Below are 13386 nucleotides of genomic sequence, written 5' to 3' on the forward strand. Positions count from 1 at the left end.
CCCGCTGCGGGCCCTTCTCTTAGCGTTTCGCCTTCAGGCTGCCGCTCAGCGCGATGCCCAGCGGCAGCCAAAACAGCGGCCAGCTTTCGCGAGGGTTGCTGATGATAAACATGCCCTGCGAGGCCATAAAAATCAGCGCATAGATAAAAATCGCCAGCCCGTAGCGGCCATCCTGCTGTTTACGCCATGCCTGCCATAACCCTCCGGCAATCACCGCCAGCAGCAGCGCCAGGCCGATTATGCCGCCTTTCAACAGAGCACCAAGATAGACGCTGTGGGTGGTAGTGATATGCTCGCCGCTGTAGTTGGTAAAGTTCAGCTCGTAGTCAAAGCCCCGACCCAGCCACGGCTGGCTGGCCACTTCCTGGAGCGTATGGTGCCAGATACTCAAGCGCAATCCGCTTTGGGTGCCCAGCTCTTCAAAGCGCGCCAGCAGCAGGTCTCCCGTTGGCGTAAAGAAGAAAAGCGCGCCCAGAACCAACGCTAACGCGGCGACAATCAGAAGGTTGCGGCGGGTAAAGACGTGCAGGTGCAGGGTGCAAATAAACGCCACCAGCAGCGCGATAATCGGGCCGCGGCTTTGGGTCAGAAACAGCATCACCAGCATGATGGCCATCGGCACATACAGCAGGTGGCTGCCTTTCTCCTTCAGCAGCATCGCGCAAATAAGGATGCCGATACCGCAATAGCCCGCCAGGTCGATCACGTTGGTCGGGCCGGGATTCTCCGGCGAAACCAGGCGTTCCTTGAGGACCAGCGTGAAGTCGATCGCCATCGTCCAGACGGAGAGCACCGTGATCCCGGCCACGACGCTCAGCAGCGCCAGATGTCGGGTCCGGGGATGGCAAAGTAGCGTTGTCAGCAGCAGAAGATAGAAAATTAAATAGGTGCCGTGGGTCAGAGGGGAATCGATATGCTGCGGCGTCTGCCCCCAAATATTGCTCAGCGCATAGTACACGCAGAATACGACCAGCAGGCTATAAACCGGCCACCGCTGGCGGATGCTTTCCGCTATTGCCTGACGATTGTCTTTGTTAAGCAGTGAAAGCAAAAAGAGCAAAATAGATAAATGAAGGAGGTTATTTGTCCGGGTTGATACGCAGAAAATAGCGCTAAAAAACAGAAACAAAGTGAAGAAAACGGTGTAGCCCTGTCTGGCGTAATTACTTATTTTTAAAGTACTCATCAAAAGAAACCTTTTCGAAAATCGTTTCCGGAACCGCGCTTTCTAACGAGAAGTTGACGACCCGAATATGGTTTTGTTGCAGCACGTTGGCAGCGTGCGAAAAGGACGGCATGACCAGGTCATCCACCTTATTTGCCAGCCAGGAGGGGAGTTTATCCTGTTCCGTTTCGTAGAATCGCGGCTGGTTGAAATTACTCATATCCAGCCCGCTTATCAGAATGGTTTTAAATCCCAGCCACATCAGAATTTGCAGTGCCCAGTAGACCACGGTTCCGGCATCGAAAATGCCGTGACGAATGTCGGTGCTAAAGCAAATATCCTGCCTTTGCGGATGAAAGCGTAGCGCGGGGACGCCGCGCCAGGCCTGCTGTATCGCGTTTTTGGCGACTTTAGGCTGATAAATTTTATAACAGGCGTCTTCAATTAATGCCAAACGACAGCGAAGCTCTGCGCCGTGGCGGTCGAGGATTTTGGCGATACCGTGCATGGTGGTGAAGAGCACAATGTCAGCCTGGCTAATCACCGAACGGATCACGTCCGGTTTTTTATCGTAAAACTCCATATCCACGATGGTATAGAGCGAAAATTTAATTTTATCAGAGAGATGCCAGGCGCCGTTCACCCCCATCACCGGAATACTTTTCGGCAGCAGCGTAAAATCGATGCGGCGCGTAGAGGGGCCGGTGGCGGTCAGCAGCACCTCGCCCTGAGCGCTATCCTTCAGTTCGCTGAGATTGACCAGCGGAACCGCTTTCCCTTTGTATTTCAGGGTGCGGATTTCGCCGCTCGCCGCGCGCGTGATATGGGTAAACGGCCAGAGATTTTCGTTATGGCGAAAGGCGCGTCGATGCGTGTAGCGATAGATCTGCTTAAATAATGAACCCATTAAGCCAGTTCCTGAGATTTCAACAGTTGCCGAACCCGGGACGCGGGAATATCGCCCGTGCTGCTGCCGCTTTCCGGGCGCACCACGTGCTGATTTTTACCGTAGCCGCCAATCAGCCCCGGATCGGTCGGGCCGTACAGCGTGAAGTTCGGTTTATCGAGCGCGGCGGTGAGGTGGCTCAGCCCCGTGTCGACGGAAACGACCCCGCGCGCGCCGGCCAGCACCTGGGCTACCTGCTCCAGGCTCATGCGCGGCAGGACGTCGACAAAATCGTGCCCTTCCGCCAGGCGTCCGGCCCGCGCCTCTTCATGGGGGGCGCCCCACGGCAGTTTGATGCGTACGCCGCTGTCGGCAAGCAGGGCGATAAGCGCCCGCCAGTTCTCTTCCGGCCAGTGTTTATCATCGCGCGTTGTGGCGTGGAGGAACACCAGATACGGCGCAGCGGACGGGTCAGCCTGACGCAAAAAATGGCGGGCGATCGCGTAGTCGCCCTGGGTTTCCGGCTTCGCGTAGCCGAGGCTTTTCGCGAACAGCTCGCGGGTGCGCTCAACGGCGTGCTGCTGTTTAGCGATATGGTGACGACGGTTGTAAAACAGGCTCGCCAGCGGCTCGCGGGCGGTCTGCCAGTCCATACCGTGCTTCACGCCGCGGGCCAGTCGGGTGACCAGCGCGGCGCTCTTCACCAGCCCCTGGGCATCGATGATAGCGTCGTACTTTTCCGCGCGCACGGCCTCGCGGAACGCCTTGCGCTCGGCTTTGATCGGCGCGGAAAACCACGCCTTACGCCAGCGGCGAATCGCCACCGGGATGACCCGGTCGACGCTCTCATGCCAGGAAGGGATCTGCGCGAAGCCTTCTTCAACCACCCAGTCGAAACGAATGCCGGGAAAGGCCAGCGCGGCGTCGCTCAGCGCGGGCAGCGTGTGCAGCACGTCGCCCATGGACGAGGTTTTTACGATCAGTACCCGCATCCGTCAGGCTTCCTCTTGTTCCGTTTTTTCCAGCAGCAGGTCGTTTAATTCTTCCAGTACGCGCTGCGGCGTAATGTCGATCAAACTCTGATGATAGCCTTCGGCGGCGTCGCCTTTACGCACTTTGTGGTAGCCGCTGATCAGGCGGATCACGCGCGCTTTGTGCGACAGCGGTGGAGTGAAGTCCGGGCTGCTGGGCCCGTAGAGCGCCACCAGCGGACGGTCCAGCGCCGCGGCGACGTGCATCAGGCCGGAATCGTTGCTGACTACCGCTTTACAGGCGGCGATCAGAATAACGGCCTGCTCAAGCTGGGTTTCGCCGGCCAGATTGCGGCACCATGCCTGCTGTTCGGTCGTGAGCGCGGCGAGGATTTCATTGCCCGCTTCGTGGTCTTTCGCGGAGCCAAACAGAACGATCTGAAAGCCTTCGTCGATCAGCTGTTTCGCCAGCTCGGCGTAGTGATAGTGCGGCCAGCGTTTTGCCGGGCCGAACTCTGCGCCGGGGCAGAAGCCGATAATCGGGCGCTCGGCTGAGAGATTAAACGCGCTGCAGGCCTGCGATTTTTCGCCTTCATGCACCTGCAGCTGCGGCCAGAGCAGCGGCTGCGGCAGATCTTTCGCGCAGCGCATAACGCCTTTGTCGTAGGCCAGACCGACGTAGCGTTCGACCATCAGCGGCCAGGCGTCTTTATCCAGCTTACGGGCGTCGTTCAGCAGGCCGTAGCGCATTTCGCCGAGCCAGCCTGTGCGATGCGGTATTCCCGCAAAGAACGGCACGAGGGCCGATTTAAACGAGTTGGGCAGCACGAAAGCGCGATCGTAGCGACGTTCGCGCAGGCTGTGCCCAAGCTTACGCCGTTCACCGATTTCCAGCGCGCCGTGGCCGAGCGGCATCGGGATCGCCTCGTTGACTTCCGGCATGCGCGATAGCAGCGGACGGCACCATGCGGGCGCCATCACGTCGATTATCGCCTGGGGATAGCGCGCCCTGAGCGTACGGTAAAGACTTTGCGACATCATCATGTCGCCCACCCATGACGGGCCAACCACCAATATTTTCATTCATTCCATCCTTCAAGCTGTCTCTGCGTTGGCTGCCTGCGTTCCCTCCGGTCACTGACTTTAGTCAGCTCCCGGAGAATCACTGAGTTGCCGCCTTGATACCGCTCGAATGATTTTATGAATTCGCATGATTGTCGCGATTGAGCCAGGCCATATATTCCGTTACGCCTTCGGCAACGGTCTTAAACGGTTTATCGTAGCCCGCTGCGCGCAGGTTAGTCAGATCCGCCTGGGTAAACGCCTGATAGCGGCCTTTGAGTTTATCCGGGAATGGAATGTACTCGATGCTGCCTTTCTGGTGATAAGCCAGCGTTGCGTCTGCAACGGCCTGGAAAGACTCCGCGCGCCCGGTGCCGAGGTTAAAGATGCCGGAAACGCCGTTTTCCCAGAACCACAGGTTCACCGCCGCGACGTCGCCGACGTAGACGAAGTCGCGCTTGAAGCCGTCGCTGCCTTCGAACAGTTTCGGACTTTCGCCATTATTCAGCTGGGTGTTCAGATGGAAAGCGACGCTGGCCATGCTGCCTTTATGGCCTTCGCGCGGCCCGTAGACGTTGAAATAGCGGAAGCCGACAATCTGCGAGTTCGCTTCCGGCAGGATCTGACGGACGTATTCATCAAACAGAAACTTGGAGTAGCCGTAAACGTTGAGCGGCTGCTCGTATTCGCGGGATTCAATAAAGTCGCTGGTGCGGCCGCCGTAGGTCGCTGCGGAAGAGGCGTACAGGAACGGGATTTCACGCTCCAGACAGTAGTGCAGTACCTCTTTGGAATACTGATAGTTGTTATCCATCATGTACTTGCCGTCCCACTCCGTGGTGGAAGAGCAGGCGCCTTCATGGAAAATAGCGTCGATATCGCCGAACTCTTCGCCCGCCATAATTTGGATCAGAAAGTCTTCTTTATCCATGTAGTCGGCAATGTTCAAATCCACCAGATTGATGAATTTGGTCCCGTCTTTCAGATTATCTACGACCAGAATGTCGGTAATACCCTGGTCATTCAGCGCCTTAACGATATTGCTGCCGATAAAGCCTGCGCCGCCGGTAACGATGATCATAACTGTAACCTTTGAAGTTGGTAGTCCAGAGACAATCCGGACATGAATACTCCTATCATATCACTACATCGGAAAGGCTTCAGCCATTCGCCGATAAGGTAGAGAGGGACTCGTGATTTATGCTGCAAATAATTCATGCAGTAATGCATCATCTCGTATCAGCGTATAGCTTTAGGTAATATGTGCCAAATTTTGCCGAATCTGGAGAGTTGCAATGCGTGGGGATTTCTACAAACAGTTAACCAATGACCTGGATACCGCGCGTGCGGAAGGGTTGTTTAAAGAAGAACGGATCATCACTTCGGCGCAGCAGGCGGATATCACCGTCGGCGGCAGCCAGGTCATTAACTTCTGCGCCAATAACTATCTCGGCCTCGCGAACCACCCGGAACTGATTGCCGCCGCGAAAAGCGGGATGGACAGCCACGGCTTCGGCATGGCCTCCGTGCGCTTTATCTGCGGTACCCAGGACAGCCACAAAGCGCTTGAGAAGAAGCTGGCCGATTTTCTCGGTATGGAAGATGCGATTCTGTACTCCTCCTGCTTCGACGCCAACGGCGGCCTGTTTGAAACCCTGCTCGGCGCAGAGGACGCGATTATCTCCGATGCTCTGAACCACGCGTCGATCATCGACGGCGTGCGCCTGTGTAAAGCGAAGCGCTTCCGCTATGCCAACAACGATATGCAGGAGCTGGAAGCCCGTCTGAAAGAGGCGCGTGAAGCCGGCGCGCGCCATGTACTGATCGCCACCGACGGCGTGTTCTCCATGGACGGGGTGATCGCCAACCTGAAGGGCGTCTGCGATCTGGCGGATAAGTACGACGCGCTGGTGATGGTCGATGATTCGCACGCCGTGGGTTTTGTGGGTGAAAACGGCCGCGGCTCCCATGAGTACTGCGACGTGATGGGCCGCGTCGACATTATCACCGGTACGCTGGGTAAAGCGCTGGGCGGCGCGTCCGGCGGCTATACCGCCGCGCGTAAAGAAGTCGTCGAGTGGCTGCGCCAGCGCTCGCGTCCGTATCTGTTCTCCAACTCGCTGGCGCCGGCGATTGTCGCCGCCTCCATCAAAGTGCTGGAGATGGTGGAAGCGGGCAGCGAGCTGCGCGATCGTCTGTGGGCTAACGCGCGCCTGTTCCGTGAAAAAATGACCGCGGCAGGGTTTACCCTTGCGGGCGCCGATCACGCCATTATCCCGGTGATGCTCGGTGAAGCCACCGTGGCGCAGCAGTTCGCGCGCGAGCTGCAAAAAGAAGGTATTTACGTCACCGGATTCTTCTACCCGGTGGTACCAAAAGGCCAGGCGCGTATCCGTACCCAGATGTCTGCGGCGCATACCCCTGAACAAATTGAACGTGCGGTGGAAGCCTTTACCCGCATCGGTAAACAACTGGGCGTCATTGCCTGAGGGTGTGAGATGAAAGCGTTATCCAAACTGAAGGCGGAAGAAGGCATCTGGATGACCGACGTACCGGAACCGGAAGTCGGCCACAACGATCTGCTGATTAAAATTCGCAAGACCGCGATTTGCGGTACCGACGTGCATATCTACAACTGGGACGAGTGGTCGCAAAAGACCATTCCGGTTCCGATGGTGGTGGGGCATGAATACGTCGGCGAAGTGGTGGGTATCGGTCAGGAAGTTCGCGGCTTTAAGCTGGGCGACCGCGTTTCCGGCGAAGGGCATATCACCTGCGGCCACTGCCGTAACTGCCGCGCCGGGCGTACGCATCTGTGCCGCAATACGACGGGCGTCGGCGTCAACCGTCCGGGCTGTTTTGCCGAATATCTGGTGATCCCGGCGTTTAACGCCTTTAAAATCCCCGACAATATCTCTGACGATCTGGCGTCGATTTTCGATCCGTTTGGCAACGCCGTGCATACCGCGCTTTCATTCGACCTCGTCGGTGAAGATGTGCTGGTTTCCGGCGCCGGCCCGATTGGCGTGATGGCCGCCGCGGTGGCGAAACACGTTGGCGCGCGCAACGTCGTGATTACCGATGTTAACGAATATCGCCTGGAGCTGGCGCGCAAAATGGGCGTCACCCGGGCGGTGAACGTGGCGAAAGAGAACCTTAACGATGTGATGGCCGAGCTGGGCATGACCGAGGGTTTCGACGTGGGTCTGGAGATGTCCGGCGCGCCGCCGGCGTTTCGCACCATGCTCGATACCATGAACCACGGCGGGCGTATTGCCATGCTGGGTATTCCGCCATCGGATATGTCTATCGACTGGACCAAGGTGATTTTCAAGGGGCTGTTTATCAAAGGGATTTATGGTCGCGAAATGTTCGAAACCTGGTACAAGATGGCCGCGCTCATCCAGTCCGGGCTCGATCTGTCGCCGATCATCACCCACCGCTTTGGCATTGATGATTTCCAGCAGGGCTTTGACGCGATGCGCTCCGGCCAGTCTGGCAAAGTCATTCTCAGCTGGGATTAATTCCGCCCCGGTCAGGATGGTAAAAAAGCGCCCACGGGCGCTTTTTTGAGAGTTATCCTACAATTTTGTGATACTTAATCCACTCCGCACTTTTTCTAAATCGCTTTCTCGCCTATTCGTTTATACAGTCAGTTTAACCATGGTTTAACCCTATAAAGATTATGCTTAAACTTTCTGTATGCTTATTGACCTGTAATTCATCTCGCTTATTACGGGAGGTATTACCGCCGCTGCTCAGGGTGGCTGATGAATTTATCGTCATCGATTCAGGCAGTACGGATGCTACGCTGCAGATTTGCCAACAGTTCGGTCTCTCCGTTCACCATCATCCTTATACCGCTCACGGTACGCAGATGAATTATGCGACCTCTCTGGCCCGCCACGACTGGGTGCTGTGTGTGGACAGCGATGAGATCCTTGACGACGAGGTGGTGGCGGCAATTCTGGCGCTCAAGGCCGGCGATGAGCCGGACCCCGCCTGCGCATGGCGTCTGCCGCGCTACTGGTTCGTGCTGGGTGAAGAGGTGCGCACCATTTATCCGGTATCATCGCCGGATTTCCCGGTTCGCTTGTTTAACCGCTCCGTCGCTAGGTTCAACGATCGGCCGGTAGACGATCAGGTGGTTGGCTTTACGCACTCTGCCCGGCTACCGGGATTCGTGCGCCACGATACCTTCTACTCCCTGCATGAAGTGTTTAGTAAGCTCAATAGCTACACCACGCGGCTGGTTAAACACCAGAAAATCAGGCCGTCTCTTGCGCGCGGAGCGATCAGCGCGATTGGCGCTTTCTTTAAGTGGTATCTGTTCAGCGGAGCGTGGCGAAAGGGCAAGGTTGGCGTGGTCACCGGGCTTTACGCGACCTTTTACAGCTTTCTTAAATACTTTAAAGCCTGGTATGCCCATCAGGACAAGCCGGAATCCGCGGCGGATAAGCACACGGACTCCCGGACGATTTAGTTGGTAGGCTTATCCCAGCCCTGCCACTTCAGCTGGTAATACTGCACCAGCGTGCTCTGAGTGATGCTTTCGCTCAGAATGGTAAAGAAGCGGCTGGCGTTGACCGGCTCCGGCGGACGCTTAGATTTGCACTGTTTCACGCCGCGGAACGGATTGCGCGACGGCTGAACGGACGGCGGCGCGGTGTTCGGCGTTGAGGTATCCACCTGCGGCTCGTTGAGCAGGCTGCTCGGGCGAACCAGAGTGATATCCGGCGGCAGGTTATACACCATCTGCTGCAGCACGCGCACCGTCGTCGGGTGCGGGTGGCCGATAGCAATGGCGGAACCGTTGCGCCGCGCCAAAGCGATAGCGCGGTTGAACTGATAGCGGATATCCGCTTCGTTTTGGGTATCGTCGAGGAAAACCTTACGCTTAATCACCTTTACGCCGGTGCCCTGCGCCGCGCGCATGGCCTGGGTATTGCCGATGGTGACGCTATCGAGGAAGTAGAGATTGTAGCGCTCGAGCGCCTGCATCACCTTCTGCATGCCGAAGAGATTCGACGTCATGGCGCTGCCCATATGGTTATTCAGCCCCACGGCGTACGGAACCTTACCGTAGGCTTCACGGATAATGCGCTCTATCTCGCTGCTGTTCATATCCGGGCGGAGGGTGTCTTTTTCCAGCGGCTGTTTGCTGAGCGGCGCCATTGGCAGGTGGATGAGCACCTCGTGGCCGAGATTATGCGCTTTGGTCGCCATTTCTCGGGCGTGGGGCGCATTAGGAAGGACGGCAACGGAGATCGTCGCTGGCAGCGCCAGCACCTGGTTTTCCGTTTGTGGACGATAGCCAAAGTCGTCGATAACAATGGAGAGTTTGCCGGCAAATACCGGCGACGCCATAACCAGCGTACCGGTTACCGCGAGTGCAATTCTGCGAAATTGAAGCAAAACTTATCTTCCCAACCACGGCTGTGGATTGACCGCCTGACCCTGGCGGCGAATTTCGAAATAGAGCGACGGACGGCCCTGACCGCCGCTGCTGCCTACGAGAGCGATCGGCTGGCCCGCCCGGACCTGAGTGCCGACGCTGACCAGCGCGCTTTGGTTATAGCCGTAAAGACTCATGTCGCCTTTGCCGTGTTCAACGACCACCACCAGACCATAGCCCTGCAGCCAGTCGGCGAGAATAACCCGACCATCGGCAACGGCTTTGACCTCGGTGCCTTCAGACGCAGCGATAACCATCCCCTTCCAACGTAGTTCACCTTGCAGCTGTTCGCCATAGCGATGGAGAATTGAGCCGCGAACCGGCCAGAATGCCTGGCCGCGCGGTGAGCCAAGTCCGCTGGTGCGGGACATCAGCGAGCGTTCGCTTTCGGTAGGTTTGTAGGTGGTGCCTTTACGCGAGGCTTCCTGCTGGCGATCGCGCACATCCTGCGCTTCGCGGGCTTCGCGATCCGCCCGCGCTTTGGCCGCCGCCGCCGCCTGGGCGATACGGCCGCGCAGGCGTGATTCGTTAGCCCGCATCTCGCTGAGCTGCTGCTGGCCTTGCTGAATGGAGGATTCCAGGCTGGCGAGGGTCTTTTTACGTTCGTTGCGCGCCTGCTCCAGCTTGCTCTGCTGGGCGCGCTGTTCGTACACCAGGGTTTGCTGCTGGCTCTGTTTCTCTTCCAGCATCGATTTTTGCACCGCCACGTCTTCGCGGGTTTTCTTCAGCTGGGCGATGGTTTCCTGGCGCGCCTGGTTCAGATAGCCAAAGTAGGCCTGCAGGCGCTGATTACGCTGCCCCTCTTCGCCGCTGAGGATCATCTGGATGCCGGTATGCGGCCCCTGACGAAACGCGGCGTCGAGCTGCGCGGAAAGGTTACGCTCCTGCGAGGCGCGCTGACGCTCCAGCTTGGCCAGCGCGGCGTTCATTTCGTCGATCTGCTTATTCAGCTGGTTCAGCGTTTCCTGGGTTTCGCGCAGCTTGCGCGCGGCGGCGGAGATGGCCTCCTCCTGCGCTTTTAGCTGGGCGACCAGGGAAGCGCGCTGCTGCTGCTGTTGCTTAATCGCCCGCTGTTTAGCGGCGATATCGGCCTGAATGGATTTAAGCTGGTCGCGATCGTCGGCGTGAGCAGATGCGGCGCACAGCAATACGCCAGCGCTAAGCGCGCTGGCGTAAAAGACGGATCGAACTGCCGTTGCGATCCATGTAGTTGAATACGTCGCCTTTCCCCTCATGGGGAAGGATTATTCCACGATGAACAGCGGCTTGCCAGTCATCTCTTGCGGGATTTCCATTCCCATCAGCGTCAGCATGGTCGGCGCGATGTCGGAAAGTTTGCCGCCGTTGACCGCTTTGACGTTTTTATCGCCAACGTAAATCAGCGGAACCGGCAGGTTGGTGTGCGCGGTGTGCGCCTGGCCGGTGGCCGGATCGCGCATCTGCTCGGCGTTGCCGTGGTCTGCGGTGATCAGCAGCTGTCCGCCAACGGATTCAACGGCTTTGCTCACCTGGTCGATGCAGTCATCCAGCGCTTCGACCGCTTTAACGGCGGCTTCCATTACGCCGGTGTGGCCAACCATATCGCCATTCGGGTAGTTACAGATGATGGTGTCGAACTGACCGCCCTTGATGGCGGCAACCAGTTTTTCGGTCAGCTCAGCGGAGCTCATTTCCGGCTGCAGATCGTAGGTGGCGACCTTCGGTGAATTGATCAGAATGCGCTCTTCGCCTTTGAACGGCTCTTCAACGCCGCCGTTGAAGAAGAAGGTCACGTGAGCGTATTTTTCAGTTTCGGAGATGCGCAGCTGGGTTTTGTCGTTCTTCGCCATCCATTCGCCGAAGGTGTTCACCAGAGATGCCGGCGGATAAGCGCAGGCGACTTTAATGTCCGCGGCGTATTCGGTTAGCATGACGAAATCGAGGTTTACCACTTTCTTACGGGCGAAGCCGTCGAAATCGGCGTTAACGAAGGCGCGGGTAATTTCGCGCGCGCGGTCGGCGCGGAAGTTCATGAAAATCAGCGCATCGCCGTCTTCCATCGCCGCATCGGCCTGGCCTTCAGCGCGAATAACGGTCGCTTTCACGAACTCATCGTTTTCATCGCGCGCATAAGCGGCCTGCAGGCCCGCAACGGCGGTATCGGCCTGGAACTCGCCTTTTGCCAGGGTCATCAGATCGTAAGCCTGCTCAACGCGGTCCCAACGGTTGTCGCGGTCCATGGCGTAGTAGCGGCCAACGATCGAGGCAACGCGGCCTTTGCCCAGCGCGGCAAATTTGTCTTCGAATTTCGCCAGCGTCTTTTCAGCGCTGCGCGGCGGAGTATCGCGGCCGTCGAGGAAGGCGTGCAGATAGATTTTATCCGCGCCGCGTTCGGCTGCCAGCTCAACCATCGCCATGATGTGGTCTTCGTGGCTGTGGACGCCGCCCGGAGACATCAGGCCCATGATATGCACGGCTTTGCCTGCGGCAACGGCTTTATCGACCGCGCCGGTCAGTACCGGGTTGGCGAAGAAGGTACGTTCTTTGATTTCAACGTCCAGGCGGGTGAGATCCTGATACACGATACGGCCCGCGCCGAGGTTGACGTGGCCCACTTCGGAGTTGCCCATTTGACGATCCGGCAGACCGACTTCCAGGCCTGAAGCATCAATCAGGGTATGCGGACGTTTCGCCCACAGTGCGTCCATAACAGGGGTTTTGGCGCTGTAAATAGCGTTATCCTGCTGGTCTTCACGGTAGCCATAGCCATCCAGAATGACCAGTACCATAGGTTTTTTAGAAACCGACATTGCGACAACCTCATGCTCAAAGACAGAAAATTTGCGTAATTTTACTACAGCTGAATCGATCAAATCACCGTAAAAGATCAAAGAAAGAGGGCGGCCAGAGCGCATTGCCGCGGCGAGAGCGGTTTTTTTTCGTGACGGGCCGCAGAAAATACATTACATCGCGCTCACTGGCTGTATTTGCCGCAATGCACAGGTATACTCCTTCCCTGGTTTTTTTATCACTTAGTCGGGAGTTGTAACCCCCCATGCAAGAAATTATGCAATTCATCAGCCGTCACCCCGTCCTGAGCATCGCGTGGGTCGCGCTGCTGGTGGCGGTGCTGTTCACCACCTTTAAAGGGCTGATGTCGAAAGTTAAAGTCATCACCCGCGGTGAAGCGACGCGCCTGATCAACAAAGAAGATGCCGTGGTTGTCGATCTGCGTCAGCGTGACGATTTCCGTAAAGGCCACATTGCGGGTTCTATTAACCTGCTGCCGAGCGATATCAAAGCAAATAACGTCGGCGAGTTGGAAAAGCACAAAGCACAACCCATTATAGTGGTAGACGGCTCAGGTATGCAGGCGCAAGAACCCGCCAGCGCGCTGAACAAAGCCGGTTTTGAAAAGGTCTTCGTACTGAAAGAAGGCATCGCTGGCTGGAGCGGCGAGAACCTTCCGCTGGTACGCGGTAAATAATTTACCCGCGTCTTTATGGCGTAGCGCGGTTTTCCCTGCGGCGGCTATTCGTCAGCGGGAAAACAACGCCTGCGGCGTAAAACTCTCGGGGGTAAAAACAGGAGTGAAGTCATGGCCAATATTGATATCTATACCAAAGCGACCTGCCCGTTCTGCGTACGTGCAAAAGCGCTGCTGAACAGCAAGGGCGTGACGTTCAACGAGTTGCCTATCGATGGCGATGCTGCGAAGCGTGAAGAGATGATTCAGCGCAGCGGTCGAACGACGGTTCCGCAGATTTTTATTGATGCGCAGCACATTGGCGGCTGTGACGACTTGTACGCGCTTGATTCACGTGGTGGACTCGATCCCCTCCTGCGCTAATTTTTGCGCTCATCCCCA

General features: G+C 57.2%; 13 protein-coding genes. 5 read left to right on the forward strand and 8 right to left on the reverse strand.

Annotated features, from left to right (window positions below; translation table 11 throughout):
- Positions 1-19: 19 nt before the first annotated feature.
- From ABLU96_RS06245 to rfaD, 5 genes are all read right to left on the reverse strand, one after another.
- On the reverse strand, positions 20-1186 hold the full coding sequence (locus ABLU96_RS06245) for an O-antigen ligase family protein (protein WP_064406444.1): 1167 nt from the start codon (positions 1184-1186) through the stop codon (positions 20-22).
- The gene (locus ABLU96_RS06250; protein WP_014839787.1) at positions 1164-2072 is read right to left on the reverse strand and encodes a sugar glycosyltransferase; all 909 of its coding nucleotides are present in this window, start codon (positions 2070-2072) and stop codon (positions 1164-1166) included. Before ABLU96_RS06250 ends, ABLU96_RS06245 begins: the two co-directional genes overlap by 23 nt.
- Positions 2072-3043 (reverse strand): lipopolysaccharide heptosyltransferase RfaC, encoded by a 972-nt coding sequence (rfaC, locus tag ABLU96_RS06255; RefSeq protein WP_025107811.1) that lies wholly within the window; start codon positions 3041-3043, stop codon positions 2072-2074. Before rfaC ends, ABLU96_RS06250 begins: the two co-directional genes overlap by 1 nt.
- Before the next feature lie 3 nt (positions 3044-3046).
- Positions 3047-4105: an ADP-heptose--LPS heptosyltransferase RfaF gene (rfaF, locus tag ABLU96_RS06260; protein WP_014227240.1), complete on the reverse strand. Its 1059-nt coding sequence runs from the start codon at positions 4103-4105 to the stop codon at positions 3047-3049.
- Between the two features lie 115 nt (positions 4106-4220).
- A complete protein-coding gene (rfaD, locus tag ABLU96_RS06265; RefSeq protein WP_014227239.1) occupies positions 4221-5165 on the reverse strand; it encodes an ADP-glyceromanno-heptose 6-epimerase in 945 nt (314 codons plus the stop codon).
- Positions 5166-5379: 214 nt separating this feature from the next.
- Between rfaD and kbl the strand changes: the two genes are divergently transcribed.
- The 3 genes from kbl to ABLU96_RS06280 all read left to right on the forward strand — a co-directional run bounded on the left by kbl (position 5380) and on the right by ABLU96_RS06280 (position 8567).
- The gene (kbl, locus tag ABLU96_RS06270; RefSeq protein WP_014227238.1) at positions 5380-6573 is read left to right on the forward strand and encodes a glycine C-acetyltransferase; all 1194 of its coding nucleotides are present in this window, start codon (positions 5380-5382) and stop codon (positions 6571-6573) included.
- A 9-nt stretch (positions 6574-6582) separates the two neighbouring features.
- On the forward strand, positions 6583-7608 hold the full coding sequence (gene tdh, locus ABLU96_RS06275; protein ID WP_004855475.1) for an L-threonine 3-dehydrogenase: 1026 nt from the start codon (positions 6583-6585) through the stop codon (positions 7606-7608).
- A gap of 161 nt (positions 7609-7769) precedes the next feature.
- Positions 7770-8567 (forward strand): glycosyltransferase family 2 protein, encoded by a 798-nt coding sequence (locus ABLU96_RS06280; protein WP_048262731.1) that lies wholly within the window; start codon positions 7770-7772, stop codon positions 8565-8567.
- Here the strand turns inward: ABLU96_RS06280 and ABLU96_RS06285 are convergent.
- Genes ABLU96_RS06285 through gpmM form a run of 3 tightly spaced genes read right to left on the reverse strand, consistent with a single transcriptional unit; the run spans position 8564 to position 12328 of the window.
- Entirely contained in the window at positions 8564-9499 is a 936-nt protein-coding gene (locus tag ABLU96_RS06285; protein WP_048262728.1) for a divergent polysaccharide deacetylase family protein, read from the reverse strand. The two genes, ABLU96_RS06280 and ABLU96_RS06285, sit on opposite strands and share 4 nt — an antisense overlap.
- Positions 9500-9502: 3 nt before the next feature.
- Positions 9503-10774 carry a murein hydrolase activator EnvC gene (gene envC / locus ABLU96_RS06290; protein WP_233933053.1) on the reverse strand — a complete coding sequence of 424 codons (1272 nt, stop codon included), beginning with the start codon at positions 10772-10774 and terminating at the stop codon, positions 9503-9505.
- A gap of 9 nt (positions 10775-10783) precedes the next feature.
- The gene (gene gpmM / locus ABLU96_RS06295; RefSeq protein WP_014227235.1) at positions 10784-12328 is read right to left on the reverse strand and encodes a 2,3-bisphosphoglycerate-independent phosphoglycerate mutase; all 1545 of its coding nucleotides are present in this window, start codon (positions 12326-12328) and stop codon (positions 10784-10786) included.
- A gap of 245 nt (positions 12329-12573) precedes the next feature.
- On the opposite strand from gpmM, the gene ABLU96_RS06300 reads away from it, so the two are divergent.
- Together ABLU96_RS06300 and grxC are read left to right on the forward strand one after the other, a co-directional pair.
- The gene (locus tag ABLU96_RS06300) at positions 12574-13005 is read left to right on the forward strand and encodes a rhodanese-like domain-containing protein (protein ID WP_004126582.1); all 432 of its coding nucleotides are present in this window, start codon (positions 12574-12576) and stop codon (positions 13003-13005) included.
- A gap of 111 nt (positions 13006-13116) precedes the next feature.
- Positions 13117-13368 (forward strand): glutaredoxin 3, encoded by a 252-nt coding sequence (gene grxC / locus ABLU96_RS06305; RefSeq protein ID WP_004106850.1) that lies wholly within the window; start codon positions 13117-13119, stop codon positions 13366-13368.
- Positions 13369-13386 lie beyond the last annotated feature (18 nt).

The organism is Klebsiella sp. CN_Kp106 (assembly GCF_040064575.1).
GTDB classification, from domain to species: Bacteria; Pseudomonadota; Gammaproteobacteria; order Enterobacterales; family Enterobacteriaceae; genus Klebsiella; species Klebsiella michiganensis.

Coding starts and splice junctions, on each gene's coding strand:
- grxC (WP_004106850.1), top strand. CDS start 13,117: ATGGCCAATATTGATATCTATACCAAAGCGACCTGCCCGTTCTGCGTA.
- rfaD (WP_014227239.1), bottom strand. CDS start 5,165: ATGATCATCGTTACCGGCGGCGCAGGCTTTATCGGCAGCAATATCGTT.
- ABLU96_RS06300 (WP_004126582.1), top strand. CDS start 12,574: ATGCAAGAAATTATGCAATTCATCAGCCGTCACCCCGTCCTGAGCATC.
- rfaF (WP_014227240.1), bottom strand. CDS start 4,105: ATGAAAATATTGGTGGTTGGCCCGTCATGGGTGGGCGACATGATGATG.
- gpmM (WP_014227235.1), bottom strand. CDS start 12,328: ATGTCGGTTTCTAAAAAACCTATGGTACTGGTCATTCTGGATGGCTAT.
- ABLU96_RS06245 (WP_064406444.1), bottom strand. CDS start 1,186: ATGAGTACTTTAAAAATAAGTAATTACGCCAGACAGGGCTACACCGTT.
- tdh (WP_004855475.1), top strand. CDS start 6,583: ATGAAAGCGTTATCCAAACTGAAGGCGGAAGAAGGCATCTGGATGACC.
- kbl (WP_014227238.1), top strand. CDS start 5,380: ATGCGTGGGGATTTCTACAAACAGTTAACCAATGACCTGGATACCGCG.
- envC (WP_233933053.1), bottom strand. CDS start 10,774: ATGAGGGGAAAGGCGACGTATTCAACTACATGGATCGCAACGGCAGTT.
- ABLU96_RS06280 (WP_048262731.1), top strand. CDS start 7,770: ATGCTTAAACTTTCTGTATGCTTATTGACCTGTAATTCATCTCGCTTA.
- rfaC (WP_025107811.1), bottom strand. CDS start 3,043: ATGCGGGTACTGATCGTAAAAACCTCGTCCATGGGCGACGTGCTGCAC.
- ABLU96_RS06250 (WP_014839787.1), bottom strand. CDS start 2,072: ATGGGTTCATTATTTAAGCAGATCTATCGCTACACGCATCGACGCGCC.